The organism is Bradyrhizobium sp. USDA 4354 (assembly GCF_054060315.1).
This window is the reverse complement of the sequence record NZ_JBSSDC010000001.1, coordinates 1,906,901-1,933,205: the sequence shown is the minus strand read 5'-3', so window position 1 is coordinate 1,933,205 and position 26,305 is coordinate 1,906,901. Positions and strand designations below refer to the sequence as shown.

Genomic DNA, 26,305 nt, shown 5'->3' with positions numbered 1-26,305 from the left:
AAGTACGCGAGCTGGCTGCGCAGGAGGGACTGGCTATGAGATCGGCTGCAAAAGGGCTTACCGCGATTCTGTCCATCATCACCGTCGGCGCCGCGCTGTCATTGCCGACCTCGGCCGCATACGCAGGCGATGACGGCAACAGCAAGAATGTCACCGAGGACGAGATCGTCCGCGCGCTGGCGCCGGCGCCGAAGAAGCCCCTGACCCGCGGCCTCTCGATTGGCCCGCAGACCGAACCCGCGCCGAACGCGGCGGAGACCAAGCTGCTTCAGTCCGTGCGCGGCCGCTCAACGCGCTCGCTGTCGTCGACCGAGCGCGAGGAGATCGCTTCGGTCGCCAAGGACAAGCCGAACATCGATCTCGAAATCACGTTCGACTACAACTCCGCCAATATCAGCGCCAAATCGATGCCGTCCGTGCAGGCGCTCGGCCGTGCCTTGACCAGTCCCGACCTGAAGGGCTCGACCTTCGTGGTCGCGGGCCACACCGACGCCGCCGGCGGCGAAACTTACAACCAGGACCTGTCAGAGCGCCGCGCGGATTCGATCAAGCGCTACCTCATCGAGAAGTACGGCATCTCCGCGACCGATCTCGTCACCGTCGGCTATGGCAAGAGCAAGCTCAAGAATCCGAACCAGCCGCTGGCGGAGGTCAATCGCCGCGTGCAGGTCGTCAATATGGAAAACAAGACCACCGCATCGAAGTGAGCACGACGTAATCCTTTGCAGTGACAAGTCGTGATGTGGTGTAAGGTCTCGCTGCCAAAGCGCGTCCCGCAGCCTTGCGGGACGCCGCTTTATTTCAGGGAAACGCTCTGTTCGGGCCTCGCGCGGATGGCCGTGAGCCAGGTCAGGATGATCCGGCGATGAATTTGACTGAATATCTCAAGCCGGCCGGAACCGTCGTGTTCGTCGTCGCGCTCGGCGTCGGCTACTATCTGTTCGAGCATCGAAAGCGCGCCGAGCCGAAGGAGACGCCGAGCACGGCGCTCGTCATCGTGACGAAGTCGACCAATGCCTGCTTCTCTGACCTGGTGCGGGTGACCGGCTTCTTCGTGCCGCGCCGCGAGGCGGTGGTCGTTGCCGACCAGGAAGGTTCCAGGGTCACCGACCTCCTGGTCACCGAAGGCACTGTGGTCACCGACAACCAGGAGCTAGCGCGCCTGACCGCGCCGCCGCAGATTCCGGGCCAGCCGCAGCGCCCCGGCCCACAAGGCCCGGCCTCGATGAAAGCACCCGCGCCGGGTCTCATCACCGAGGTCCGCACCATCGTCGGCGCGCCGGCCTCGCCGCAGGCCGGTCCGATGTTCCGCATCGCCGTCAACAATGAGATCGAGCTCGACGCCCAGGTCCCGGCGGTGCACATGTCCAAGCTCAGTTCCGGCGCGACCGTGCGCATCAGCCGCGACGACGCGCCCGATTTGATCGGACGGGTCCGGCTGGTTGCACCCGAAATCGACCGCACCACCCAGCTCGGGCGCGTCCGCATCAGCGTCACCAACAACCCCTCACTGAAGGTCGGCGTGTTCGCTCGCGCCTCCATCGACGCCAAGCGAAGCTGCGGCGTCTCGATCCCCAAGACCGCGATCGACCATCTCACTGTGCAGGTCGTCAAAGGCAATATCGTCGAGACGCGCAAGGTGCGGGTCGGACTGTCGTCCGACAGCGCGACGGAAATCCTGGAAGGGCTCGAGGTCGGCGAAATCGTCGTGGCCGACGCCGGCTCTTCGCTCCATGACGGCGACCAGATCAAGACCATGTTCGCCGATGAACTCGATCGCACACGGGTACGCTGATGGCTCTCAATATCTCGGCATGGTCTATACGTCATCCGCTGCCGTCTGTCGTCTTTTCGATCATCCTGCTGGTCCTCGGCTGGGTGTCCTTCACCAAGCTCGCGATCACACGGCTGCCCTCGGCCGACATCCCCGTGATCTCGGTCGCGGTCTCGCAATTCGGCGCGGCGCCAGCCGAGCTCGAATCCCAGGTCACCAAGACGGTTGAAGACGCGGTCTCCGGCGTCGAGGGCGTCAGGCACATCACCTCACAGATCACCGACGGCCTGTCGGTCACCACGATCCAGTTCGCGCTCGAGACCAACACCGACCGCGCGCTCAACGACGTCAAGGACGCGGTGACGCGCGTGCGCTCCAACCTGCCGCAGAACGTCACAGAGCCGCTGATCCAGCGCGTCGACGTCATCGGCCTGCCGATCGTGACCTATGCCGCGATCTCGCCCGGCAAGACGCCGGAGCAGCTCTCCTATTTCGTCGATGACGTGGTCAAGCGCGCGCTGCAAGGCGTGCGCGGCGTCGCGCAGGTCGAGCGCATCGGCGGTGTCGAGCGCGAGATCCTGGTCTCGCTCGATCCCGACCGGCTGCAGGCGATGGGCCTGACTGCCGTCAATGTCAGCCAGAGCCTGCGCGGCACCAATGTCGACGTCGCCGGCGGCCGCGCCGAGATCGGCAAGAACGATCAGGCGATCCGCACGCTCGCCGGCGCCAAGACGCTGGGCGATCTCGCCGGCACCATGATCCCGCTGTTCGGCGGCGGCGAGGTCCGGCTCGACGATCTCGGCACCGTCACCGACACCATCGCCGACCGCCGCACCTTTGCCCGCTTCAACGGCGAGCCGGTGGTCGCGCTCGGCATCAAGCGCTCCAAGGGCGCCAGCGACGTGAAGGTGGCCGAGGCCGTGCAGAAGCGCATCGACGCGCTGAAGGCCGCCTATCCCGACGTCGATCTGAAGCTGATCGACACCTCGGTCGAATACACCAAAGGCAACTACCACGCGGCGATCTCGACCCTGTTCGAAGGCGCCATCCTCGCCGTCGTCATCGTGCTGCTGTTCCTGCGCGACCTGCGCGCGACCATCATCGCCGCGATCTCGCTGCCGCTATCGATCTTCCCGGCGTTCTGGGCGATGGACCTGCTCGGCTTCTCGCTGAACCTCGTCAGCTTCCTCGCCATCACGCTGTCGACGGGCATTCTCGTCGACGACGCCATCGTCGAGATCGAGAACATCGTCCGGCACATGAACATGGGCAAGTCGCCCTACCGTGCCGCGCTGGAGGCCGCCGACGAGATCGGCCTCGCGGTGATCGCGATCTCGCTGACCATCATCGCGATCTTCGCACCGGCGAGCTTCATGTCGGGCATCGCCGGACAGTTCTTCAAGCAGTTCGGCATCACCGTCTCTGTGCAGGTGTTCTTCTCGCTGCTCGCGGCACGCTTCGTGACGCCGGTGCTGGCCGCCTACTTCCTCAAGCACAGTTCGCATGTGGAGCCGCCGCCCGGCCGCATCTTGCGGTCCTATCATGGCATCGTGGCCTGGTCGGTGAAGCACTATTTCATCACTGTGCTGATCGGCCTCGGCGTCTTCGCCGCCTCGATCTGGAGCATCACGCTGCTGCCGCAGGGCTTCCTGCCGGCCCAGGACAGCGCCCGCTCGCTGCTTGCGCTCGAGCTGCCGCCGGGCACCCAGCTCGCCTACACCGAAAAGGTCACCGAGGACATCGTCGCGCGGCTGCGCAAGCGGCCCGAGGTGAAGAGCATCTTCGTCGACGGCGGGCGCGTCCCACCGGGCACGCAGGAAGTCCGGCGCGCCGCCCTGATCATCAACTACACGCCCAAGGACAGCCGCGACATCACCCAGCGCGAGCTCGAATTCTCGATCAGCCAGGAGCTGGAGAACGTTCCAGACATCCGCTTCTGGTTCCTGGACGAGAACGGCCTACGCGCGATCTCGCTGGTGGTGACCGGCGTCGACCCCAACATCGTCAATAACGTCGCGAGCGAGCTTGCGACGCAGATGAAACGCATTCCCACCATCGCCAACGTGATCTCGGAGACCTCGCTGGAGCGCCCCGAGCTGCGCATCGAGCCGCGCGCCGATCTCGCCGCACGGCTCGGCGTCTCCACCGAAAGCCTGTCGCAGACCATCCGCGTCGCCACCATCGGCGACGTCGGGCCCGCGCTCGCCAAATTCGACGTGGGCGATCGCCTGGTGCCGATCCGCGTGCAGCTCGAGGATGCCGCCCGCGGCAATCTGAAGACGCTGGAGCAGTTGCGCGTGCCGCTCGGCGAGCGCGGCGAGAAGGGCGGCGTGCCGCTCTCGGTCATCGCCGACGTCAAGCTCGACCAGGGTCCGACCAGCATCAACCGCTACGATCGCGAGCGGCAGGCGACCGTTGCCGCCGACCTCGTCGGCTCCGCCGCACTCGGCGATGCCACCAAGAAGATCTACGATTTGCCGGTCATGAAGACCCTGCCGAAAGGCGTGAAGGTCTCGCCCTCCGGCGACGCGGAAAGCCTGAACGAATTGTCGGACGGCTTCGCGACCGCCATCACGGCGGGGCTGATGATGGTCTATGCCGTGCTGGTGCTGCTGTTCGGCACCTTCCTGCAGCCGATCACCATCCTGTTCTCGCTGCCGCTCTCGATCGGCGGCGCCATCGCGGCGCTGCTCGTCACCGGCAAGCAGCTCACCACGCCGGTGTGGATCGGCATCCTGATGCTGATGGGCATCGTGACCAAGAACGCGATCATGCTGGTGGAATTCGCCATCGAAGCCATTCACGCCGGCAAGCCGCGCGAGGAGGCCATGATCGACGCCGGCATGAAACGCGCCCGCCCGATCGTGATGACCACGATCGCGATGGCCGCAGGCATGATGCCGAGCGCGCTCGCAGTCGGCGCCGGCGGCGAGTTCCGCTCGCCGATGGCGCTCGCGGTGATCGGCGGCCTGATCTTCTCGACCATCCTGTCGCTGGTGTTCGTGCCCGCGATGTTCATGGTGATGGACGATTTCGGCGCCCTGATCTGGCGCTTTGCCAAGCGGCTGATCGTGCACAGCGAGGACGCGGAGGTGACCGGCCATGACGAAGCCGCGCCGGCACCGAAGAACGTCGCGCACCGCGCTGCGGAATGAGATTCGAGGCAAGCCGGCTTGGAGGTACACGGTGGCGCAGGTCGTTCGTGCGCGCTAGCTTGTGTCATGACTTTTGTGCGCATCACGATGGACCCTGCCGTCTGCACAGGCAAAGCCTGCATTCGGGGGCTGCGGTTTCCGGTCGCGCGATTGCTTAGCCTGCTGGCGGCCAGCGAGACGCACGAATCCATTCTCAAGGACTACCCGTATCTCGAGCGCGAAGACATTGATGAGGCTTTGCGATACGGAGCCTTTCTCGCAGAGGACATAGCCGTCGATCTGCCACCGACCGACCAAGCTAAGTGAAGTTGCTCGACCTACTCGTTCCGCGCGATCGCGGTCAGCTTGGTCATGTTCCGCAGCAGGATCCGGCCGCGCTGGAGATCGAGGATGGCTTCCTTGCGCCAGGCTTGGAGCTGGCGGTTGACGCTTTCGCGGGCGGCGCCGACGAAGACGCCGAGCTGCTCCTGCGAGATGTGGACCTCGGAACCGAAATCGGCGGCGAGCGCGCAGAGCCGCCGCGCCAGGCGCACCGGCAGCGGCTGCAGCATGGATTCTTCCATGCGCTCGCTCTGCCAGCGGATGCGCTGGCACAGCAGGGCGATGATCTTGATCGCGACCTTCGGCTCGCGCTCGAGGAAGCCGAGGAAATCTTCGCGCCGCAGCACGAACAACTCGCTGGCCTCGCCCGCGGTGGCATCTGCCGTGCGGTTCTGGCCGTCCAGCACCGCGACCTCGCCAAACAGGTCGCCCGGCCCCATGAAATTCAGCGTCAGCCGGCTGCCGTCGGAGGCGCCGGTCTCGATGCGGACCTGGCCGCGGCGGACGCCGAACAGCGCGTCCCCGGGATCGCCTTTCTGGAACAGCACCTCGCCGTTCCCCAAATGCTGAGTGTGACACAGATTGGACAGCCGCTGGAGCTCGTCTGCGCCGAGATCGGCGAACATCGGGTTCATCTTCAGGATGACCGCAAATTCGGCCTGCTTGCTCATGTCAATGTCCTTGTGAACGTCCTGGTCATTGTTGCTGCCAAATCGCTTGAAACCATCAACTTCAGGATCGCGTAAAACCGCGCCGGAGAAGTGTGTCATAAGTCACATAACTTTGCAGCACCCCCTGACTATTTTTACGCGCTTGGAGCCGCTTCCCGTCCGGGGATAAACTCAAGGCGCAAGGGACGGGTCATCTGCCGGATTCGACGCCGATTGTCCGTCGTTGGAAAGTCGAGATGAGAGCATTGAAATTCGCCGGCGCGGCGTTGGCCGCCGTCATCATCGTAATCGCACTGCTGCTGGTGGTCGGGATCCCCTCGGGCTTCCTGACCTCGACGATCGCCTCGCGCGTCGAGAGTGCGACCGGCTATCGCCTGTCGATCGACGGCACCACCAAGATCAGCCTGTGGCCGACGCTGAACGTCACCTTGAACGACCTCACGCTTGCCGACCCCAAGGACCGCAGCGGCATCACGCGCCTGACGGTCGACAGCGTGCAGGCCGACATGTCGCTCGCCAGCGTATGGTCGGGCCGCCCTGAGATCAGCGAGCTCGTCGTCACCCATCCCGTGCTCTACCAGCCGCTGCTGCGTGAGCGCCTGCCGAGTGCCGGCGCCCCGTCGAAGCCGCTCGCGCTCGATACCAGTGGCGCCACCATCGACCGCATCAAGGTCACCGACGGCGAAGTCGCGTTCTCGCGCCTGCGCGATCGTGTCGAGGGCCGCATCAGCGCCATCAACGCCGACGCGATCATGGGCCGCGACCGCAAGGTCAATATCACCGGCACCGCGCGCGTCGGCGAGCATCCGACCAAGTTCGATATCAAGGCAGCCACGCCGGTCTCGCCGGCCGAACGGCCGACGGTTCCGGTGGATTTCGCCATCGACATGCCCGACGTGCTGAAGTCCCAGCTCACCGGCCATGCCGAGATGCGGCTCAATGGCGATGTCGTGATGATCAACGGCGTGAATGGCAGGCTCGGCGACGGCGCATTCAACGGCTGGGCGTCCATCGACATCGCGAGCAAACCGCTGGTCAAGGTCGATCTCGACTTCCAGCGGCTGGCGATGCCGCTGGCGAAATCGCCGGAAGGCGTGTCCGGGCAGCCCTGGAGCAATGCGCCGATCGACGTCTCCGGGCTCAACTATGTCGATGCGCAGGTGAGGATTTCCGCGAACGAGGCCGTGATCGGCGATGCGCGCATCGCGCCGCTGGCGCTCGACGCCAAGCTCGCCGGCGGCGTGCTGAAGGCCGGCACCGCCAATCTCGGCGCCTATGGCGGCCAGGTCTCGGGCGAGGTGATCCTGGACGCGACCACCGGGGCGCCGAGCTTTGCCATGCATTCCGACCTCGTCGGCGTGCGCGCGCTGCCTCTGCTTCAGGGCCTTGCCGAATTCGACCGCATCGACGGCAAGCTGCAAGCCAAGCTCGCTTTGCGCAGCGCCGGCAACAGCCAGCGCGCGCTGATGGCGAACATGCAAGGCACGGCCTTCGTCAATTTCCAGGACGGTGCCATCCGCGGCATCAATGTCGCGCAGATGATCCGCTCGCTGACGACGAGCACGCTGTCCGGCTGGCAAGGAAACCAGAATGGAAACCAGAACGGAAACCAGGATCCCAGCCAGGAGCAGAGCACGGATCTGTCGCAGCTCTCGGCCTCCTTCCGCATCGACAAGGGCCAGGCGGTGACGACCGATCTCAATCTGATCGGACCGCTGGTGCGCGTGACCGGCGCCGGCACCATCGCCCTCGACACCAAGATGATGGGCTTTCGCGTCGAGCCCAAGCTCGTGATGACGACCGAAGGCCAGGGCCGCGCTAACGAGCCGGTCGGCTTCGGCATCCCCGTGATGATCCAGGGCTCTTGGTCGCAGCCGCGGATCTATCCTGACATGGCCGGCATGCTGGACAATCCGGACGCCGCCTATGCCAAGCTGCGCGAGATGGGCAAGGGCCTGTTCGGCCCCGACGGCGCCGGGCTCGGCAACATTCTGGGCAGCCTCGGTCTCGGTGGCACCGCCGCGCCGGGCGGCGGCAATGCGGCCGGCAATGCCAATCCGCAAGCACAGCAGCCGGGCCAGAACAATCTGCTCGGCGGCCCGCTGGGGGAAGCGATCGGCAATCTGATCCAGCAGGGGCTTTCCAGTGGCGCGGGAAGCAGCACTGGCGCCGCGCCGGGCAGTGGCCGCAGCCGCAGCCTGCCGGCAGCGCCCTCCACACCGGCGCCACAGGCCTCGCCAGCCCCCGCTCTGGAGGACCCGCCGCTCGCGCAGCAGGACAGTCAGCCAATGAACGACGTGCTGCGGCAGCTCTTCAATCGATAACTCACGCCCAATCCCCCTACATTGGCTTTGCCGTCCGCTATTTCCTCTGAACGGATGAGGCTGCGACAATTCACCACCCATCTTCCTGCCCGGGAGTCCGCAGGGAGTAACCACATCGGCCGGTCCGCCGGCCGCGCGACGGCCCTTTGGCCCAAATTGTGATAGAACGGCCCGGGAAGGGGCTGTACGGCCCGTAGCGCCGGCGTCGATGACGGCGCGAGAGGATCGGGATGGCAGGAGCGAACGACAAGACACGATCTCTGCGCGAGGGCCTGTTCGCCAAATACGTCGTCTCCCTCGTCGGCCTCGTCGTGTTCGTCCTCGCCGTCAACGGCGCGATGGAGACCTGGATCTCCTACCGCGCCACCAGGACACAGTTGACCGACGGGCTGGAGGACAAGGCGCAAGCAGCCGCCCGGCGCATCGAGCAGTCGATTTCCGAGCTCGATCGCCAGATCAGCTGGGTGACGCGCGCCAGCCAGGACACGCTGGAGAAGCGCCGCGCCGACTACGCATCGCTGCTGCACCAGGTCTCGGTCGTCAACCAGCTGTTCCAGCTCAACGGCGACGGCCGCGAGGTGCTGCGCGTCTCCAGGCAGTCGACCACGACCGGCAGCAATGCCGACCTCTCCCGCGACGTTCGCTTCACCGACGCCGTCGCCCGCGGCGTCAGCTATGCGCCGGCCTGGTTCGCCGACCGGACGCCGTTGATGTCGATCTCGGTGGCGCATTCCGGCTTCAATGCCGGCGTCACCGTGGCCGAGATCGATCTCAGCTTCCTCTCCGACTTCCTGTCCGACGCCCAGGTCGGAAAAGCCGCCTTCGCTTATGTCGTCGACCCACGCGGCCGGGTGCTGGCGACGTCCTCGAAGGGGCCCGAAATCGGCAAGGACCTTTCCAAGCTGCCGCAGGTTGCGGCCGCGATTGCGCCCGGCCACGAGCCCGACACGTCGGGCACCGACTTCAACGGCCATGCGGTGATGAGCGCGGCGAGCATCGTGCCGAAGCTCGGCTGGAGCGTGCTGTTCGAGCAGCCGACCACGCAGGCCTTGATGCCGATCCGCGACCAGTTGGTGCGCATCGCGCTGCTGATCGGCATGGGCCTCTTGGTCGCGATCCTCGCCGGCACGCTGCTGGCCCGCCGCATGATCATCCCGATCACGGCGCTGCGCGACGGCGCCTACAGGCTCGGCGAAGGCGATTTCAGCCACCGCATCGACGTGCACACCTCCGACGAGCTGGAAGACCTCGCCGGGCAGTTCAACCGCATGGCCGACCAGATCCAGGAGACCTATTCGAACCTGGAGACCAAGGTCGAGGAGCGCACCCGCGATCTCGCGCAGTCGATCCACGAGCTCAAGGTGCTGGAGGAGGTCGGCCGCGCGGTGGCCTCCTCGCTCGACCTCAACGCGGTGCTAGCGACGATCGCCGCCCGCGCGATCGAGATCACCCGCGCCGACGCGGTGCTGATCTACGGCTTCGACGCCGAGGCGCGCCGCTTCAACCTGGTCGAGGCCAACGGCATCGACAAATCCGCCGACGGCGCGCATGTCACCATCGCGCAAGGCGAGAACATCCTGAGCGATGCCGCCGCGAGCGGCGAGCCGATCGCGCTTGCCGATCTCGGCGAGGCCGCCGAGCAGCCGCTGCGCGAGGTCGCGCTCGCCGCCGGCTTCAGCTCGGTGCTGGTGGTGCCGCTGATCGACCAGCAGGGCACGCTGGGCTCGCTGGTGGTGCTGCGCCGCGCCGGTGGCGCGTTCGCGCCCAGCATCATCGGCCTGATGCGCACCTTCGCCAACCAGGCCGTGCTGGCGATGCGCAACGCGCACCTGTTCACCGAGGTCGACCACAAGAGCCACGCGCTGGAGGCGGCGAACGAGACCGTGCGCGCCCAGGCCGACAAGCTGCGCATGCAGACCGAGCAGCTCAAGGACTGGAACAAGTCGCTGGAGGCGCGCGTCAAGACCCAGCTCGGCGAGATCGAGCGCATCCGCAAGCTCGAGCGGTTCCTGGCACCGCAGGTGGCGCAGCTGATCGCCTCCTCCGACAGCCCGGAAGGGCTGCTCACCAGCCAGCGCCGCGAGGTCACGGTCGTGTTCTGCGACCTGCGCGGCTTTACCGCGTTTACGGAGGCGACCGAGCCGGAAGAGGCGATGAACGTGCTGCGCGAATATCACGCAGCGCTCGGCAAGCTGATCTTCAAATACGAGGGCACGCTCGACAAATATGCCGGCGACGGCGTGATGATCCTGTTCAACGCGCCGATCCAGTTCGAGGACCACATCAAGCGCGCGGTGAAGATGGCGGTGGAGATGCGCGACACCATCGGCCCCTTGACCGAGCGCTGGCGCAATCGCGGGCATAGCCTCGGCTTCGGCATCGGCATCGCGCTCGGCTATGCCACGCTCGGCCAGGTCGGCTTCGAGCAGCGGCTGGAATATGCCGCGATCGGCAGCGTCACCAACCTCGCCTCCCGCCTCTGCGGCGAAGCCAAGGCGGGCCAGATCGTGGTGAGCCGCCGCGTCTACGGCATGGTCGAGCCCTGGGTCGAGGCCCGCGCCCTCGACGATCTCCAGCTCAAGGGATTCAATCATCCCGTGCTGGCGATGGAGATCCTGAGCTGGCGCGAGGAGGTGGAGAACGTCGTGGATGCGGCGGCGGTGCGGCGAAGGGGGTAGCCGCAAACGAAAATGCGAAAACAACCCCATGCACAGTAGGGAAGGCTTTCAGAACACAGCGACTTTTTCTGGAGATGCGGATTTTACGAAATTTGGATTGACTGTCGGGCGAAACAGGGGTAGGATGGCATCATCGGAGCGAATACACGGTAGGCAGACGTTACCGCGCACCGACATTGTCTCGCTTCCAAACAAAGTCTTTAGGCCGAGGCCTCTGTAGCGCGCGAAGCTGGCAGAGGAACTGCTCGTCGCTGTGCGGGCCGAGCGCGACTGCTCTGTCGTTCCTGTTGCCGACGCCAAGCTTTTCAAGCAGCTTCCCGGGAAACTGCAAAGCAAGGCTCTTGCGCCATTTGGAAATCCGCATCGTCGATCCCCGGGATACCGCTGGGGTGTTGTATATATCGCCATCCTATTGTGATCTAAGCAAAAAAGCTAATGCGCAAGCGTTGCCCCGTGTCGTAATACTAAGCGCACGTTGGACGGGAAAAGACTGGAAGAGATGGCAAGAGGTCCGGGGAAGAACCGAGGGACGAAAGTCGATCGCAGCACGGAAGCCAATGGCAATGGCGCCTTCGAGGCGAAGCTTTGGGCTGCTGCCGACGCCTTGCGCAACAATATGGATGCGGCCGAGTACAAGCATGTCGTGCTCGGGCTGATCTTCCTGAAATACATCTCCGACGCCTTCGAGGCCAAGCACACGGAACTCGACGCGCAGCGCGCGCAAGGCGCCGACCCCGAAGATCCCGACGAGTATCGCGCCCAAAACATCTTCTGGGTGCCGCCGGAGGCACGCTGGAGCTATCTCAAATCGATGGCGCCACAGCCGACGATCGGCCAGCTCGTCGACGATGCCATGACCGCCATCGAGCGGGACAACACCACGCTCAAGAGCGTGCTGCCGAAGGATTTCGCCCGGCCAGGCCTCGACAAGCAGCGGCTCGGCCAGATCATCAACCTCGTCAGCGACATCGCGCTGGGCGCGCCGGCCGATCGCTCAAAGGACACACTCGGCCGCGTCTACGAGTATTTCCTGTCACGCTTTGCGAGCGCCGAAGGCAAGAGCGGCGGCCAGTTCTACACGCCGTCCCATGTCGTGCGCGTGCTGGTCGAGATGCTGGCGCCCTACAAGGGCCGCGTCTACGACCCCTGCTGCGGCTCCGGCGGCATGTTCGTGCAGAGCGAGAAGTTCATCGAAGCCCACGCCGGCAAGCTCGGCGACATTTCGATCTACGGACAAGAATCCAACTACACCACGTGGCGGCTCGCCAAGATGAACCTCGCGATCCGCGGCATCGATGCCCAGATCGCCCACGGTGACACCTTTCATAACGACCGCCATCCCGATCTCAAGGCCGACTACGTGCTAGCCAATCCACCGTTCAACGATTCGGATTGGCGCGGCGACCTCTTGAAGGACGACAAGCGCTGGGCCTATGGCACTCCGCCCGCCGGTAATGCCAACTTCGCCTGGGTGCAGCACTTCATCCATCATCTCAGCCCGACTGGGCTCGCAGGCTTCGTGCTCGCCAACGGCTCGATGTCGTCGAACACTTCAGGCGAAGGAGAAATTCGAAAGGCGATCATCGAGGCGGACCTCGTCGATTGCATGGTGGCACTGCCGGGACAGCTATTCTATTCGACCCAAATTCCCGTCTGCCTCTGGTTTCTCGCCCGCAACAAGAAGAACGGCCGCTTCCGCGACCGCCGCGGCGAGACGCTATTCATCGATGCGAGGAAGATGGGCACGTTGATCGATCGCGTCCATCGCGAGCTGTCCGACGATGACATTGCAAAAATCGCCGACACCTACCATGCGTGGCGCGCAGACAAGCAGGCCGGCGAGTTCGCAGACGTGCAGGGCTTCTGCAAGGCGACAACGCTGGACGACATCCGCAAGCACGGCCATGTGCTCACCCCTGGTCGCTATGTTGGAGCGGCGGCGGCGGAGGAGGACAATGAACCGTTTGATGAGAAGATGGCGCGGCTCGCCGCGACGCTGCGGGAGCAGCAGAAAGAGGGCAAGCAGCTCGATTCTGCCATAGCTTCAAATCTGAAGGAATTGGGGCATGGCTAGCAGCAATCATGACGCATCAGTCGGCGACTATGTAACGCTCGTTCGGGGGACGACGTACAAGGGCACGCTTGTCGGCCAACCCGGCCCCGCGCTCCTCGGACTCGGCTCAATAGAGCCAGGAGGGGGCTTCCGAATTGGGGACTACAAGACATACGGCGGCGAGTGCCCTGCCGAGTTAATGCTATTTCCGGGTGACCTTTACGCGTCCCTCAAAGGGGCAACGAAAGACGGGAAGATGATTGGGTCCGTTGCTCGTGTTCCAACATCAGTCCCCACGGGGCGCCTCACACAGGATACCGTGAAGCTCGTCTTCAGAAGCCCTAACCCGAAAGACGTAAGCTACCTACATTGGATACTCCGTACTCCTCAGTACCGAGAGTATTGCGCGGGACATGCGATGGGGAGTGCCGTTGTTGCGCTCAGTCGACGAGACTTTCTCAGCTATCCGGTTCCTCCGCCAACCGTCGAGCGCAGACGGGCCACAGCTTTGCTCGACGCAATCGAGGAGAGAATTGAGCTGAACCGACGAATGAACGAAACGCTTGAGGAAATCGCACGAGCAATCTTCAAGTCCTGGTTCGTTGACTTCGATCCAGTACGTGCGAGCATTGAGAAACGCCGCGCCGCATCGGCCTCCCCGACTAGAGACGTCTTCCCAAACAGCTTTGAACGCTGCGTAGCAGGCAACATTCCAACCGGTTGGCGATCCACAGTATGGGGCGAGCTGGTGAGCCTAGAATACGGGAAGAGCCTGAGCGGCTATTCCGGAAGCACCTCTGTCTATCCAGTCTTTGGTACGAACGGAAAGATTGGGACCTACGACAAACCTCTCTGCAGTCACCCTGGAATAATTATCGGAAGAAAAGGCGCATACCGCGGGATACACTATTGCAGCACGCCCTTCTTTGTCATTGACACCGCCTTTTATGTCGAGCCACGAGGCCCAATGGAAATGCGATGGGCTTACTACGAGCTGCTACGCAATGACATCAATAGCATGGATAGCGGCTCCGCAATTCCGTCTACAAGTCGCGAGGATTTCTATCGCCTTCCAGTTGTAGCCCCTCCTATTCAGGTTCAGCAGGCTTTCACGCGAGTTCTAGAAGCAAACTGGCTTCGACAAGAGGCAAACGAAAGGCAGTCACAAACCCTCGCGGCCCTCCGCGACACGCTCCTCCCTAAGCTCATCTCTGGCGAGCTGCGAGTGAAGGCCGCCGAGAAGATCGTCGAGGCGGTTGCATGAACGACGTCCCGTCCCGCGGCGAGTTAATGCTCTACCTCACCGAGGATGGGCGCGACACGATCCGGCTGCGGGCGGTGGATGGCACGGCCTGGTTGCCCCTGATGCAGAGGCCATTTCGGCAAGAAGCAGTTGTCAAGGAATCCTTGACAACTGCTTTCGCGCGGCTGGACGAGGGCGCAACCTGTAAGGATTTCTTACAGCTTCGGCCGAAAGGGCCAGCCACACTGAGGGCTCATCCATGAGCGCCTTCACCGAGTCAGTCGTCGAAGAAGCCGCTCTCGATTGGCTAGCACGTCTTGGCTATGCCGTGCTGCACGGCCCTGACATCGCCGAGGGCGGAGCGGCTGCCGAGCGCGACGCATCCGGCTACCGCGACGTGATTTTGGACGCGCGATTGCGCGCGGCGCTGGCCCGGCTCAATCCCGACCTGCCGCCCGAAGCGCTGGAGGACGCCCACCGCAAACTGGCGCGGCTCGATGCGCCGTCGCTGATCGAGCGCAATCGCGCCGTTCACCGGATGCTGATCGACGGCATCAATGTCGAGTTTCGGCGCAAGGACGGCTCGATTGGCGGCGCGCAGGCGCGCCTGATCGACTTCGACGATCCCGCAGAGAACGACTGGCTCGCCGTCAATCAGTTCACGGTGACTGACGGGCAGCACCTTCGCCGGCCCGACGTCGTTCTCTTCGTCAACGGCCTCCCGCTCGCCGTGATCGAGCTGAAGAACGCTGCCGACGAGGGCGCCGACGTCTGGGCAGCGTTCCGCCAGCTCCAGACCTATCAGGCGCAAATTCCGGCGCTGTTCGCAACCAATGTCGCGCTCGTCGCCTCTGATGGCGCACAGGCGCGGATCGGCTCGATCGGCGCTGGACGCGAATGGTTCAAGCCCTGGCGCACCATCACCGGGCGCGACGAAGCAATCAAGCTCGCAGAATTGCAGGTGGTGCTGGAGGGCGTGTTCGACCAGCGGCGCTTCCTCGACCTCATCCGATATTTCGTCGTGTTCGAGGCGCTGGACGGCGGCAAGCTGGTCAAGAAGATGGCGGGCTATCACCAGTTCCATGCCGTCAACGTGGCCCTGGAAGAGACCTTGCGTGCGGCGCTTCCGTCTACGAACTGGCACAAGTCGCAAGGCTTTACCGAGAGCGACGGCCGCTATGACGCGGGGCCGATGGCGGGCGGCGAGGACGGTGACCGACGTGTCGGCGTCGTCTGGCACACGCAAGGTTCCGGCAAGAGCCTGACCATGGCTTTCTATGCCGGCCGGGTGATCCTCGCACCCGAGATGGAAAATCCGACCATCGTGGTGCTGACCGACCGCAACGACCTCGACGACCAATTGTTCGGCACCTTCGCGCGCTGTCGTGACCTGCTACGACAGCCACCGGTTCAGGCCGAAGACCGTGCCGATCTGCGCACCAAGCTGTCGGTGGCGGGCGGCGGCGTGGTGTTCACCACCATCCAGAAGTTCTTTCCCGAGGAGCGCGGCGACCGCCATCCGGTCCTCTCAGAGCGGCGAAACATCATCGTCATCGCCGACGAGGCGCATCGCAGCCAGTACGATTTCATCGACGGCTTCGCGCGCCACATGCGCGACGCGCTGCCCCGCGCCTCCTTCATCGGCTTCACGGGGACGCCGATCGAGCAGACCGACGCCAACACGCGCGCCGTTTTCGGCGACTATATCAGCGTTTATGACATCCAGCGCGCGGTGATCGACGGCGCCACGGTGCCGATCTACTATGAGAGTCGGCTCGCCAAGCTGGAGCTGAAAGCCGCCGAGCGGCCGAACATCGATACGGAATTCGAGGAAGCGACCGAGGGCGAGGAGGTCGAACGCAAGGAAAGGCTGAAGAGCAAATGGGCCCAGCTCGAAGCGGTGGTCGGCTCCGACAACCGGGTCACGCTCGTCGCACGCGACCTCGTCGAGCATTTCGAGAACCGGCTTACCGCCATGGACGGCAAGGCGATGGTCGTCGTGATGAGCCGCCGCATTGCGGTCGCGCTTTACAACGAGATCACCAAGCTGCGGCCGGGCTGGCACAGCGCGGATGATGACAAGGGCCTCCTCAAGATCATCATGACGGGCTCGGCGTCCGATCCGCTGGAGTGGCAACCGCACATCCGCAGCAAGTCGCGACGGGAGGATATGGCGGAGCGGTTCCGCGATGCCAAGGACCCGTTCAAGATCGTGATCGTCCGCGACATGTGGCTGACCGGCTTCGACGCGCCGAGCCTTTCCACCATGTATCTCGACAAGCCGATGCGCGGGCACGGGCTGATGCAGGCGATCGCTCGGGTCAATCGCGTGTTCAAGGACAAGCCGGGCGGATTGGTCGTCGACTATCTCGGCCTTGCCGACGAGTTGCGGCAAGCGCTCGTCACCTACACGGATGCCGGAGGCACCGGTCGGACGGCACTGGATCAGGCCGAAGCGGTTGCCGCGATGCTGGAGAAATACGAGGTCTGCCGCGGCCTATTCCACGGTTTCGACTGGTCGCATTGGCTGACCGGAACGGCGGGTCAGAAAGTCTCGCTGTTGCCCCAGGCCCAAGAGCACATCCTCGCGCAGGAGGATGGCAAGAGCCGTCTGATGCAGGCGGTCACCGAACTGTCGAAGGCCTTTGCCTTGGCCGTGCCGCACGCCGAGGCGCTGCGCATCCGCGACGACGTCGGTTTCTTCCAGGCGGTGAGGGCCGTACTTGCCAAGAACGAGCCCGGCGAACGCAGGACCAATGAAGACCTCGATCACGCCATCCGACAGATCGTCTCCAAGGCCATGATGTCGGATGAGGTGGTCGATATCTTCGCCGCCGCGGGGTTGAAGAAACCGGATATCTCGATTCTGTCGGACGAATTCCTGGCCGAGGTCCGCGGCATGCCGCAACGCAATCTCGCCGTCGAGCTGTTGCAGAAATTGCTCAAGGGCGAGATCAAGATTCGCTCCCGTCGCAACGTCGTGCAATCGCGGACCTTCTCCGAGATGTTGGAGCAGGCGCTCCGCCGTTACCAGAACCGCGCAATCGAAACCGCCAAAGTTGTCGAGGAGCTCATCCAGCTCGCCAAGGACATGCGCCAGGCTGCGCAGCGGGGCGAAGACCTCGGACTGAGCGATGATGAAGTTGCCTTCTACGATGCGCTCGAAACGAACGACAGCGCGGTGAAGGTTCTGGGGGACGAGGCACTACGCACAATTGCCCGCGAGCTCGTCGCCACGGTTCGCGCCAACGTCACGATCGACTGGACCGTCCGTGAGAACGTCCGCGCTCATCTTCGCGTGCTGGTAAAACGTATTCTTCGCAAATACGGCTATCCGCCCGACCTCCAGGAAAAGGCAACCCAAACGGTACTCGAGCAGGCCGAGGCGCTTTCAGAGGGATGGGCTGCCGCTTAGGGCGGCTGGCCTCAGGCAGATAGCTGCGCGGCGAGGCCGACCGACCTCTATCTGGACGACCACAGCTACAGGTGACCCATGCTGATGACGAAGCGCAAGCCGGCCACGGTCGGCGAAATCCTCACCGAGGAATTCATGAAGCCGATGGGCCTGACCCAGGGCGCGTTGGCCGAAGCCATGGGGGTGCAGCGCAAGCACGTCAACGAACTCTGCAACGACCGCCGCAACGTCACCGCGGCCACCGCGCTGATTCTGGCCCGCGTGTTCGGCAACAGCCCGGATTTCTGGCTGAACGTGCAGCGGCGAACCGATTTGTGGGAGGCGATGCACTCAGCGCGCGATCGCAAGCGGATCGAACGGGCGCGACCGCTGACATCGGCGGCGTGACGCGCACCGAAGGCACAACTTTACGGCGGGCGCGGTGATTTGGCGGCGGCAACGCGCAGCTCGACTTCAAGGACATGAAGTTCGACTGGGCGTGCGGGTGATCACACCCCCCGCTTCGGCCCAAGCGCCTCGAACCCCGCCTTCTGCTCGTCGCTCAGATCCGCCTGGAAATCGTCGAGCGCATCAGTGACACCGCTCACCGCTTCCAGCATCGTCGCCAGCCGCGTCTTCACGGCGGCGAGGCGGGCCTGCGGGGTTGCGGCGGCCTCTGTCGGGCAGGCGCTGAGCGTCTGCATGGTGCGGAGCGTGGTGTCCTGGAGCACCTCGAAGCGGGCGCGGGCTGTCTCGTCGAGCTGGAGCGTGGAGGCGATGTCGGCGGCGGGCCATTGCTGCTGCATGAGCTGCTCGTATTGGCGCTGCGCGTTTTCGTCGTAGCGGGGATCGTAGTCGGGCTGGCAGGCTTTGGCCGCCTGCGCGTCCTTGGCCGCGTCCTTACTCCCGTCCTTGATCGACTCCTTGGGCCGGTGGGACGCCAGCGCGGCGCGACGCTCATTGGCGAGGGCGTTGAGCCTGGCTTTCTGGTCGTCATTGAGCAAGCCGACGAATTTCGAAAGCGGCGCTTCGATTGCGTCCGTCGCCTTGATCATGGCCTCGAGACGCTCGCGCATCAGGCCGAGGCGCTCCGACGCATTGGCGGGGGCCTGCGCCGGGCAGGCGGTGTGGATGGCGTCGCGCGCGGAATTCCAGGCGGATGCGAGCTCGTCGAGCGCGGTGCGCTGCAGCTCGTTCGGCTGAACAGCGCTCGCGATGCGGTCGACCGGCAGGCCGCCGGTGTCGCTGGCCTCGCAGAGCGTCTCCGCGGACGGGATTTTTCGCGCGCGCCGGCCTTGCGGCACGGTGTAGGCGGCGAGCTCGGTGGCGGCGTAGGGCGTGAACAGTGCGGCATAGATGTCGCCGTAGCCGTACAGCGAGATGCTGGTCGCATCGCCGAAGATGATCGCGGTGGTGAGATCGTCATGCGCGAACGGCCAGAACACCGGGCCGGTCCAGCCGTAGCTACCGTCGGGATGGCGCCACCAGCCCTGCGGGCGGCGACCGCCTTGCCACCCCGCCAGCGCAGCCTGCGCCGTGAGGGCCGCACGCAGGACGTAAGGGTTGGATAGCTGGCCGCGCTCCGCCCCGCGCGGGTCTTGCGACCTCAGCGCAGCGGAGCGGTAGCGGCCACCGCGCACGGCCATGCGGGAATGGCGCAGCCGCGACAGGCCCATCATGTGGCCGACGGCGAAACGCGCAACCCCAAGCGGACCGCCGCGCAAGCCAAACTGCGCCTCGGCTCTCTCAGGCAGCAGCACTGCCGCAATCACGAGAGCCGCGCCGGCCAGCGCCAGGCCCAAGCGTCCCGACAAGATCGCTGACCTGACCGCCGATCCGGCCACGTATTGGTCCTCCCTCCCGCGCCATGCGCGCAATGCGCCGCATCACAATGACGCGCGAGGGAACCGATTGTTCCGGAGAGACACAGGACAATGCGTCGCAATGCTCGCCGGCCATCCCGATGCGGTGTCACTCCGCCTTTTGCGGCATCACGAAAGTCTGCCCGGGATAGATCAGGTTCGGATTGTGGATCTTGTCGCGGTTGGCTTTGAAGATCACCCCGTAACGGGCGCCGTCGCCGTAAGCGAGCCGGCTGAGCGCCCACAGGCTGTCGCCGCGGCTAATGACCCGGCTGCCGCCCGCTTCCGCCGGTGCGGTGGTGAGCACGTCCGCCGGCGAGGCCGATGCGACCGTGGTGGGCGCCGGCGCATGCGCGAGGGCCTTGGGCTTCGGCGCGCCGATCAATCTCGGCCGGGCCGCTGGCCTGTCGGGCCCTGACGCCAGGCGCGGCGAGGCCGATGGCAGCGCGGCCACGACATCCGGCTTGTCGTCGGGCTTCTCGGTTTGCTTCGTCTCCTGCTTCGTGACTGGCGCGGGCCGCGCGGGCGGCGGCGCCGCCTCGGCGATGGTGACCGGCATGGTCCGGCCGGACTCCGTCACGGTGCCGTCCGGTGCCTTGGCCCGGAGCGACAGCTCATAAGAGCCGGCAGGAAGCTGCGGCGGGGTCATCACGAACTGGCCCGAGGCATCCGCGACCACGGCATCGAGCGGCTTGCCGTCGCGCAGCAGCTCGACCCTTGCACCCGGCGTGGCGCGGCCCGCGATCACCGCCGCCTCGCCATGATCGTCGATGCGGGCGACGTCGAACCGGGGGCCGCTATCGGCAACCGCCGGCGGCGGCTTGACCGGCGCGAGATCGCCGAGCGCGGCCACCTGCTTCTGGGTCTCGGCCAGCGCGCCCGCCTTCGGCTCGGAGGCCGGTGCAGGCGGCGCGCTCGCGGCAAGCTTTGGCTGTTCCGGCTTGAGCTCTGGTTTGGGCTCTTCGACTTTGGGCTCGACCTTGGCCTCAACTTTGGGTTCGACCTTGGCCTCGGGCTTGGCGGCGACGGCGGTCTTCGTTCCGTCCGGCAGCAGGCGGCGCAGCTCGGTCGGGCCGATCACCAGCGCGGTGCCGACCAGCGCGAGCAGACAGAAGGCAATGAAGGCCTTGGATGCGGTCATCATCAGAAAAGGACCTTGGGTGGCAAATCAGCCGAGGTCGGCAAAGTGCGCCGATTTGGCTGCGGCAGCAAGACGGTCGAAGGGATTATGCCTCGCGCGCGCGGATGAACCGGAGCGACCATGCGGGTGTCCAAGGATCAAGGCCGCCTCGCGGCGTTTCTTCAAGGGAATTCTTGTCGTGACCGTATTTTCCCGTGCCGCGCGATGGCTGGCGCTTGTCCTGACGGCCGCCGCCTCGCCCGCATTGGCCGCCTCCGGTCCGCCGCCCGGCTTCACTCTTTCCGACGATGCCGATCTCGCCTTCACCTCGCCCGACGGCGCCACCAAGCTCGAGCAGTACATGAAGGAGGGCGAGGACTTCGACATCAAGTGGCAGGTCTGGGCCCGCCACGGCGAAGAGATGACCGAGCTCAAGCCGGAGCAGGACTATCCGGCCGGGTTCCGTTTCACGGCCGACTCGCAATGGCTGGTGCGGATGCAGAAGACCGGCTCGGGCTCGCAGGACCTCTTGCTCTACCGGGCCGAGAAAGGCACCTTCGTCAACGCGACGAAGAAATCGCTCAGCGATCTCGCCTGGGCCTATTTTCACAGCAGGCCCGACACGAAGAACATGAAGCTCGACTACCACATCTCGGCCAATCTGATGAAGGGCACCGAAGATGCTTATCGCTGGCTCGGCGTCGACTGGCCCAACAACCGCTACCTCCTGATCTCGCTGTCCGGCGAAATGGACAAGCATCCGAAGAACGTCGCCGTCAAGGGATTGGCGGATTGGAAATTGCCGCTATGACCTCAAGACCGGCAAGTTCGACGTGCCCAGGATATTCGCCAAGAGCAATGCGGAAGCGCTGACCTGGGAGATCAAGCGGTGAGTGTCGCTTCGAGCCGCGGCATCGAATCCGCCGACTCGGACTCCTGCATCACAGCAGAGACGGCACTGGTGACTCGCAGCAGTCCTTAGACCATCAGCTTCCATGACCAGTAGATGCCAATCGCCATCTGGACCGCGAACGCGGTGAAGCGGAGCCTTACTGCCGTCGGACTGTTCGACGCGAGATGGATGATCGACTGCACAATCCTTGCACCAAGAAACCAAAACGCCAGAGGGTCCGTAACATCTGTTCTCGATACCATGATCGCGATCGCCAACAAGCCGCCGAAAATCGGCAGGCCTTCGACGCAATTCGCGTGAGCCCGTGCGAGACGCTGCATGAAGGGCGATAGTCCGGAGTTGTCTGGTGCGAAGGCGTTGGCCGCAACCTGTCCAGTCACCACGAGATACGTTCGGATGGCCTCCATCACGACCAGCAGAAGGAGCGCCCACGAGACGAAGCCTGCCAGTGCATAGCCCGTATTGGACATGTCCGCTCCCAAGTCATTCCTGCCCTTTGTTCAGCTGTAGCCGATCTTCCGAACCAGACAAACAGGCCCCCTCGCCTGTGCGCTTCGGTTTCATTTGCTGACCTTGCACATGACACCCGACCGCCTTCGCGAAAATAGGATCAAACCTCGCGTCTCGCGGTTATCGCCTCGCTGAGACGGCCGGGAACTCCGGCCGGCGGGTACCAGTCAACATTGCATCACGCGCATCGCAGGCGACTTTTCGCCCGCGCGGTGGCGTGCGCGTGCGTGAAACGAGCGAGGTGACATGGCGATCCTGGCTTTCAGAATGATCCTTCTCATCGCGGTTGCTGCCATCATCGGGCTCTCCGCGGAGGCCCGCGACGACGGGCGGTACGCAAACTCCCCGCTCAAGGGCTGGTTCGAGAGCCTGCACAGCAAGGGCGGCGGTCCATGTTGTGCCGATGCCGATGGCACTGCGCTCGCCGACGTCGACTGGGAGACGCGGGACGGACATTACCGGGTGCGGCTCCTCGGCAACTGGATCGAGGTGCCAGACGACACTGTCATCACCGAGCCCAACCGCGCCGGGCGCACCATGGTCTGGCCTTATTACGTCAACGGCCGTCCGATGATCCGCTGCTTCATGCCCGGCAGCATGACGTGAACCGGGACGAGTTCTTGCGGGATCGGGAAGCTCACATCGATCGTCGCGCCGCCTGCACTTCGGCGAATTCGGCGTCAAGTGGCAGGCCTGGGCTCGGCACGGCGAAGAGATGACCGAGCTGAAGCCGGAGCAGACCCCGGCGGGCTTCCGTTTCACCGACGACTCGCAATGGCTGGTGCGGATGCAGAAGACCGGCTCCGGCGAGCAGGACCTCTATCTCTACCGTGTCGAGCTGCGATGGGAGATCAGGCGGTGAGGCTTCATCGTTGACGCGAGGCCGCCATGCCCGGGCTTGTCTCCCGGCGCAGGCGGTGGTGGCCTAGCATCGGCGTCATTCACGCCCCCGCCGTGACCGTCCAGAACGCGCGCCATCTGCGGCGGCCGAGCGCAGCCAGCCGCCTCCAGGACAGGCGGGACAGGCCGGCCACCAGCGAGGCACGGGCGAGAAGGAGGTGGGAGATGATGTCAATCACGGCCGTTCTCGCCTCGCGTCCGCAGCGTGCGGCTGGACCGCGATCGCGCTGATGCGCCTCGCGCAGGGATGTGCGTGACCCTCATGGCCGCGCCTCCAGGATCATGTTGAAGGGCGAGGCGGCAGCCTTGCCGATCTGCGAGAAGCCGCCTTGCCGCAACACCTGCGCGATGCGCTTTTCACCGGCCTGCGCTCCTAGTCCCAGACCGACGTTCTGGCTCAGCGACGTCGGAAGGCAGATGTGGGTGGAGCCGGCGTAATAGACCCGCCCGACCGGATTGAGATTGTCGGCCAGGCTGTCGCCCGCCGCCGGCTCGACCAGCATCAGCGTGCCGTCCTGCTTCAGCGCGGCACGAACGTGGCGGGCGGCGCCGACGGGGTCGCCCATGTCGTGCAGCGCATCGAACATCGTCACGAGATCGAAGCCAGATCCCGCGAAATCCTGGGCCTTTGCGACCTCGTACCGCAGATTGCGCGCGCCGGAGATCTCGGCCCGTGCGCAGTCGATCGAGGCCTCGTCGTAGTCGATGCCGGTGAAGTCCGAGTTCGGGAATGCTTCGGCCATCAGCCGGGTCGAATAGCCGTGGCCGCAACCGACGTCTGCGACCTTGGCACCTCGCTCCAGCTTCTCGACGACGCCGTCGAGCGCAGGCAGCCATTCGGCGATCAGATGCGCGCGATAGCCGGGCCGGAAGAAGCGGTCGACGCCGCAGGACATGCAATTGCAATGATCGCTCCAGCGCAGGCCCTTGCCGGTCTTGAACGCCTCGGCCAGTCGCGGCTCGTCGTGATAGACCGCCGGCAGCAGGCTGAAGCCGCCAACCATCGCGACTGGGCTGTTCTCATCGGCGAATACGGCCTTCTGCTCCGGTGTCATGCTGAACGTGTCCTTCGTCGCATCAAAGCTCACGAAGCCAGAGGCCGCCTGTGAGGACAGCCATTCGCGAACGTAGCGTTCGTGAGTCCCCGTTCGCCTGGCCAGTTCGGCTGACGTCATCGGGCTGTCGGCCAGCGCGCGGAACAATCCCAGTCGATCGCCGAGGACGACAAGCGCCGCATTGGAGGCAGCGCCGAGTTCGTTGACGACCAGTCCAAGCAGCTGCTCGAGCTTTCTCTCATCCAAGTTCATGTCTGGCTCCTCAGGGCGCCGAGATGCGCCGCTGGGGTGCGACATAGGATGTCTGGACTCGCGGATGGAGAGGCAGAATAGTCAGTTTCGAGCCAATCGAGCCAGAGGCTGCAGAATGTCACGTGGACGTGTACGCGTGAGTATTCCCGTGTTCGCCGAATGCGATCCGTCGATCATCTACGGCGTATTCGACACGCTGTGGGGCGCGGGACGGATGTGGGACGGCGTCAAGGGCGGCACGCCGGAAGGCCTGTTCGAACCGCGGCTGGTTGGCGCCGAACCTGGCCCGATCACGCTGATCACCGGGGTCAGCATCCTGCCGCAGGACTTGGTCGATCAGGTTGAAGCGACCGACATCGTGTTCGTACCGAATGTGATTGTCACGGCAGAGACGGGCACCGCCGTGCTCGATCGCCGGCTCATCGCATGGATCAGGCGGATGCACGAAGCGGGCGCGCAGCTGTACGGATCCTGCGGTGGGTCTCTCGTGCTCGCCGAAGCCGGCCTGCTCGACGGATACGAGGCTACCACGCACTGGGTTTACGAGCCGGTGTTTCGAAAGCATTTCCCCAAGGTCAAGCTCCGCATGGAGCGCGTGCTGGTGCAGAACGGGCCCGGTCACAATCTCGTCTGCGGGGGCGGTGCATCATCCTGGCAGGATCTCGCGCTGCTGATCGTCGCGAAATACGGCGGTACGGAGGAGGCAATTCGCATCTCGAAACTCTTTCTCTACCAGTGGCATCGCGAAGGACAATTGCCGTTCGCCTCGATGGTGCAGAACGTGGATCACGGCGACGGCGTGATCAGGAAGTGCCAGGACTACATCGCGCAGAACTACCAGCGGCAGGACCTCATTGCGGCGCTGGTGCATCACTCCGGATTGCCGAAGCGCTCATTCGATCGCCGCTTCCGGGCAGCGACCGGCTATTCGCCGCTCGCCTATGTGCAGACGCTGCGCATCGAGGAAGCCAAGCAACTGCTCGAGACGACGGAAACGGCCATCGAGGATATCTGCCGCGAGGTCGGATACGAGGACGTGGCGTCCTTCCGCCGCTTGTTTCGAAAGCAGGCCGGCGTGTCACCGAAGGATTACCGACGCAAGTTCCAGCTTCCCGACTACGTCACGGGAGCGCGGCCCCCGGCCTCCGGCACATCGGTCAGGCCGCGGCGGGCTGCCGGCTGACGGCAACAGGGATCACGGTTGGCGGGCAGTCCCGACGGGCTGCTCTCCGCATTCGTCCGCTCAGGACCTCTGTAAAACAGGGGCAAACCCGCGAACTCGGGAAGCTCACGTCGATCGTCGCGCCGCCTGCACTTCGGCGAATTCGGCGTCGGGGTGGCTGACGATGGTGGCGACCATGATGCCGCTGATGATCAGTGACCAGGCGGTGTCCCAATAGATCCAAAACACGAGCCAGCCTCCCTTTCCATCTCTCACGCCCGCCGCACCAAGCTAACGGCGTAACGATGCCGCCGTTCCGGCGCGAGTCTCGCCTCGACAGCGCGCGGGCGCGCAAGGCGCTATTTGTGTTTGGTCGGCGGCGGCGCTCGATCGGTTTGGCCGGTGTGGCGCTTTGCCACGACGTCCTCGTCGCGCTCGCCCTCGCGCGGGCGCGGCGGAAGCTTTGGCTGCCCTGCCTGACCGCCATGCTTGCCGCCCATGTCGGGCTTACCTTCGAGATCGTTTTCGCGGGGCATGCCGGTCAATGCGTTCGCACCGCATTGGTTCGCAACAGCATCGGCCGTTTTCGCACTGTGAACGGGCTCATAGAACCGCCCATCTTTGCAGTGCACGATGGCTGGCGCGCCCCGGTGCGTCGCGATTTCTACCGACGGATTGGCCTGATGCAAAAACGACTCATCATCTGGACCATCATGACGTCCACCCTGGTTGCGGTCACCCTGTGGACCATGCTCGGGCCGCCGGACCGCCCCTCCGGCCCGCATCTGCCCTCCCGCACGGCGGCGGTGCGTTAACCGCTATCCTGCAACCGATACGATTTCGGTATCGATCGATCCCAATTGGAATTTGGTGCGGCGGCGCGCCTCCCGCTATCCTCGCCCGCAAAACGACAATGGC

22 protein-coding genes are annotated in these 26,305 nt (G+C 64.6%); 15 read left to right on the top strand and 7 right to left on the bottom strand.

The window, feature by feature from the left end; genetic code table 11:
• Positions 1–35 precede the first annotated feature (35 nt).
• From ACVIIV_RS09090 to ACVIIV_RS09075, 4 genes are all read left to right on the top strand, one after another.
• A complete protein-coding gene (locus ACVIIV_RS09090; RefSeq protein ID WP_456743882.1) occupies positions 36–707 on the top strand; it encodes an OmpA family protein in 672 nt (223 codons plus the stop codon).
• 158 nt (positions 708–865) lie between these two features.
• On the top strand, positions 866–1,795 hold the full coding sequence (locus ACVIIV_RS09085) for an efflux RND transporter periplasmic adaptor subunit (RefSeq protein ID WP_456743881.1): 930 nt from the start codon (positions 866–868) through the stop codon (positions 1,793–1,795).
• Complete coding sequence (locus ACVIIV_RS09080) at positions 1,795–4,929, top strand: efflux RND transporter permease subunit (RefSeq protein ID WP_456743880.1); 3,135 nt, start codon at positions 1,795–1,797, stop codon at positions 4,927–4,929. Before ACVIIV_RS09085 ends, ACVIIV_RS09080 begins: the two co-directional genes overlap by 1 nt.
• Before the next feature lie 66 nt (positions 4,930–4,995).
• The gene (locus tag ACVIIV_RS09075; protein ID WP_456743879.1) at positions 4,996–5,235 is read left to right on the top strand and encodes a DUF433 domain-containing protein; all 240 of its coding nucleotides are present in this window, start codon (positions 4,996–4,998) and stop codon (positions 5,233–5,235) included.
• 11 nt (positions 5,236–5,246) lie between these two features.
• Here ACVIIV_RS09075 and ACVIIV_RS09070 read toward each other — a convergent pair whose 3' ends face one another.
• On the bottom strand, positions 5,247–5,921 hold the full coding sequence (locus ACVIIV_RS09070) for a Crp/Fnr family transcriptional regulator (protein WP_456743878.1): 675 nt from the start codon (positions 5,919–5,921) through the stop codon (positions 5,247–5,249).
• Between the two features lie 236 nt (positions 5,922–6,157).
• On the opposite strand from ACVIIV_RS09070, the gene ACVIIV_RS09065 reads away from it, so the two are divergent.
• The 6 genes from ACVIIV_RS09065 to ACVIIV_RS09040 all read left to right on the top strand — a co-directional run bounded on the left by ACVIIV_RS09065 (position 6,158) and on the right by ACVIIV_RS09040 (position 18,021).
• A complete protein-coding gene (locus ACVIIV_RS09065; RefSeq protein ID WP_456743877.1) occupies positions 6,158–8,245 on the top strand; it encodes an AsmA family protein in 2,088 nt (695 codons plus the stop codon).
• 230 nt (positions 8,246–8,475) lie between these two features.
• On the top strand, positions 8,476–10,923 hold the full coding sequence (locus ACVIIV_RS09060; RefSeq protein ID WP_456743876.1) for an adenylate/guanylate cyclase domain-containing protein: 2,448 nt from the start codon (positions 8,476–8,478) through the stop codon (positions 10,921–10,923).
• 499 nt (positions 10,924–11,422) lie between these two features.
• The gene (locus ACVIIV_RS09055; protein WP_456743875.1) at positions 11,423–12,997 is read left to right on the top strand and encodes a class I SAM-dependent DNA methyltransferase; all 1,575 of its coding nucleotides are present in this window, start codon (positions 11,423–11,425) and stop codon (positions 12,995–12,997) included.
• Positions 12,990–14,240 (top strand): hypothetical protein, encoded by a 1,251-nt coding sequence (locus ACVIIV_RS09050; protein ID WP_456743874.1) that lies wholly within the window; start codon positions 12,990–12,992, stop codon positions 14,238–14,240. The genes ACVIIV_RS09055 and ACVIIV_RS09050 overlap by 8 nt, the downstream gene beginning before the upstream one ends.
• 238 nt (positions 14,241–14,478) lie before the next feature.
• Entirely contained in the window at positions 14,479–17,634 is a 3,156-nt protein-coding gene (locus ACVIIV_RS09045; protein WP_456743873.1) for a type I restriction endonuclease subunit R, read from the top strand.
• Positions 17,635–17,712: 78 nt separating this feature from the next.
• Complete coding sequence (locus tag ACVIIV_RS09040) at positions 17,713–18,021, top strand: HigA family addiction module antitoxin (protein ID WP_247550462.1); 309 nt, start codon at positions 17,713–17,715, stop codon at positions 18,019–18,021.
• Positions 18,022–18,122: 101 nt separating this feature from the next.
• On the opposite strand, the gene ACVIIV_RS09035 is transcribed toward ACVIIV_RS09040, so the two are convergent.
• Together ACVIIV_RS09035 and ACVIIV_RS09030 are read right to left on the bottom strand one after the other, a co-directional pair.
• Positions 18,123–19,427 (bottom strand): Spy/CpxP family protein refolding chaperone, encoded by a 1,305-nt coding sequence (locus tag ACVIIV_RS09035; RefSeq protein ID WP_456743872.1) that lies wholly within the window; start codon positions 19,425–19,427, stop codon positions 18,123–18,125.
• Between the two features lie 157 nt (positions 19,428–19,584).
• On the bottom strand, positions 19,585–20,619 hold the full coding sequence (locus ACVIIV_RS09030; RefSeq protein ID WP_456743871.1) for a LysM peptidoglycan-binding domain-containing protein: 1,035 nt from the start codon (positions 20,617–20,619) through the stop codon (positions 19,585–19,587).
• A 175-nt stretch (positions 20,620–20,794) separates the two neighbouring features.
• On the opposite strand from ACVIIV_RS09030, the gene ACVIIV_RS09025 reads away from it, so the two are divergent.
• Positions 20,795–21,406 carry a hypothetical protein gene (locus tag ACVIIV_RS09025; RefSeq protein ID WP_456743870.1) on the top strand — a complete coding sequence of 204 codons (612 nt, stop codon included), beginning with the start codon at positions 20,795–20,797 and terminating at the stop codon, positions 21,404–21,406.
• Between the two features lie 167 nt (positions 21,407–21,573).
• Here the strand turns inward: ACVIIV_RS09025 and ACVIIV_RS09020 are convergent, their stop codons facing one another.
• Positions 21,574–21,978, bottom strand: coding sequence for an MAPEG family protein (locus ACVIIV_RS09020; RefSeq protein ID WP_456743869.1), 405 nt, complete (start codon positions 21,976–21,978; stop codon positions 21,574–21,576).
• A gap of 286 nt (positions 21,979–22,264) precedes the next feature.
• Between ACVIIV_RS09020 and ACVIIV_RS09015 the strand changes: the two genes are divergently transcribed.
• Together ACVIIV_RS09015 and ACVIIV_RS09010 are read left to right on the top strand one after the other, a co-directional pair.
• Positions 22,265–22,624, top strand: a complete 360-nt coding sequence (locus ACVIIV_RS09015; RefSeq protein ID WP_456743868.1) for a hypothetical protein — start codon at positions 22,265–22,267, stop codon at positions 22,622–22,624.
• Between the two features lie 109 nt (positions 22,625–22,733).
• Positions 22,734–22,880, top strand: coding sequence for a hypothetical protein (locus ACVIIV_RS09010; protein WP_456743867.1), 147 nt, complete (start codon positions 22,734–22,736; stop codon positions 22,878–22,880).
• 79 nt (positions 22,881–22,959) lie between these two features.
• On the opposite strand, the gene ACVIIV_RS09005 is transcribed toward ACVIIV_RS09010, so the two are convergent.
• Together ACVIIV_RS09005 and ACVIIV_RS09000 are read right to left on the bottom strand one after the other, a co-directional pair.
• Positions 22,960–23,097 carry a hypothetical protein gene (locus ACVIIV_RS09005; protein WP_456743866.1) on the bottom strand — a complete coding sequence of 46 codons (138 nt, stop codon included), beginning with the start codon at positions 23,095–23,097 and terminating at the stop codon, positions 22,960–22,962.
• An 81-nt stretch (positions 23,098–23,178) separates the two neighbouring features.
• Complete coding sequence (locus ACVIIV_RS09000; protein ID WP_456743865.1) at positions 23,179–24,225, bottom strand: class I SAM-dependent methyltransferase; 1,047 nt, start codon at positions 24,223–24,225, stop codon at positions 23,179–23,181.
• Positions 24,226–24,361: 136 nt separating this feature from the next.
• Here ACVIIV_RS09000 and ACVIIV_RS08995 point away from each other — a divergent pair, with 136 nt between their 5' ends.
• The gene (locus ACVIIV_RS08995) at positions 24,362–25,408 is read left to right on the top strand and encodes a GlxA family transcriptional regulator (RefSeq protein WP_456743864.1); all 1,047 of its coding nucleotides are present in this window, start codon (positions 24,362–24,364) and stop codon (positions 25,406–25,408) included.
• Between the two features lie 105 nt (positions 25,409–25,513).
• Here the strand turns inward: ACVIIV_RS08995 and ACVIIV_RS08990 are convergent, their stop codons facing one another.
• Positions 25,514–25,636 carry a hypothetical protein gene (locus tag ACVIIV_RS08990; RefSeq protein WP_456743863.1) on the bottom strand — a complete coding sequence of 41 codons (123 nt, stop codon included), beginning with the start codon at positions 25,634–25,636 and terminating at the stop codon, positions 25,514–25,516.
• Positions 25,637–25,692: 56 nt separating this feature from the next.
• On the opposite strand from ACVIIV_RS08990, the gene ACVIIV_RS08985 reads away from it, so the two are divergent.
• Positions 25,693–26,202, top strand: a complete 510-nt coding sequence (locus ACVIIV_RS08985; protein WP_456743862.1) for a hypothetical protein — start codon at positions 25,693–25,695, stop codon at positions 26,200–26,202.
• Positions 26,203–26,305: the final 103 nt, after the last annotated feature.

What these genes read in the sequence shown, in the direction of transcription:
- ACVIIV_RS09090 (WP_456743882.1), top strand. Translation starts at nt 36, where the DNA reads ATGAGATCGGCTGCAAAAGGGCTTACCGCGATTCTGTCCATCATCACC.
- ACVIIV_RS09085 (WP_456743881.1), top strand. Translation starts at nt 866, where the DNA reads ATGAATTTGACTGAATATCTCAAGCCGGCCGGAACCGTCGTGTTCGTC.
- ACVIIV_RS09080 (WP_456743880.1), top strand. Translation starts at nt 1,795, where the DNA reads ATGGCTCTCAATATCTCGGCATGGTCTATACGTCATCCGCTGCCGTCT.
- ACVIIV_RS09075 (WP_456743879.1), top strand. Translation starts at nt 4,996, where the DNA reads ATGACTTTTGTGCGCATCACGATGGACCCTGCCGTCTGCACAGGCAAA.
- ACVIIV_RS09070 (WP_456743878.1), bottom strand. Translation starts at nt 5,921, where the DNA reads ATGAGCAAGCAGGCCGAATTTGCGGTCATCCTGAAGATGAACCCGATG.
- ACVIIV_RS09065 (WP_456743877.1), top strand. Translation starts at nt 6,158, where the DNA reads ATGAGAGCATTGAAATTCGCCGGCGCGGCGTTGGCCGCCGTCATCATC.
- ACVIIV_RS09060 (WP_456743876.1), top strand. Translation starts at nt 8,476, where the DNA reads ATGGCAGGAGCGAACGACAAGACACGATCTCTGCGCGAGGGCCTGTTC.
- ACVIIV_RS09055 (WP_456743875.1), top strand. Translation starts at nt 11,423, where the DNA reads ATGGCAAGAGGTCCGGGGAAGAACCGAGGGACGAAAGTCGATCGCAGC.
- ACVIIV_RS09050 (WP_456743874.1), top strand. Translation starts at nt 12,990, where the DNA reads ATGGCTAGCAGCAATCATGACGCATCAGTCGGCGACTATGTAACGCTC.
- ACVIIV_RS09045 (WP_456743873.1), top strand. Translation starts at nt 14,479, where the DNA reads ATGAGCGCCTTCACCGAGTCAGTCGTCGAAGAAGCCGCTCTCGATTGG.
- ACVIIV_RS09040 (WP_247550462.1), top strand. Translation starts at nt 17,713, where the DNA reads ATGCTGATGACGAAGCGCAAGCCGGCCACGGTCGGCGAAATCCTCACC.
- ACVIIV_RS09030 (WP_456743871.1), bottom strand. Translation starts at nt 20,619, where the DNA reads ATGATGACCGCATCCAAGGCCTTCATTGCCTTCTGTCTGCTCGCGCTG.
- ACVIIV_RS09020 (WP_456743869.1), bottom strand. Translation starts at nt 21,978, where the DNA reads ATGTCCAATACGGGCTATGCACTGGCAGGCTTCGTCTCGTGGGCGCTC.
- ACVIIV_RS09015 (WP_456743868.1), top strand. Translation starts at nt 22,265, where the DNA reads ATGGCGATCCTGGCTTTCAGAATGATCCTTCTCATCGCGGTTGCTGCC.
- ACVIIV_RS09010 (WP_456743867.1), top strand. Translation starts at nt 22,734, where the DNA reads ATGACCGAGCTGAAGCCGGAGCAGACCCCGGCGGGCTTCCGTTTCACC.
- ACVIIV_RS09000 (WP_456743865.1), bottom strand. Translation starts at nt 24,225, where the DNA reads ATGAACTTGGATGAGAGAAAGCTCGAGCAGCTGCTTGGACTGGTCGTC.
- ACVIIV_RS08985 (WP_456743862.1), top strand. Translation starts at nt 25,693, where the DNA reads ATGCCGCCGTTCCGGCGCGAGTCTCGCCTCGACAGCGCGCGGGCGCGC.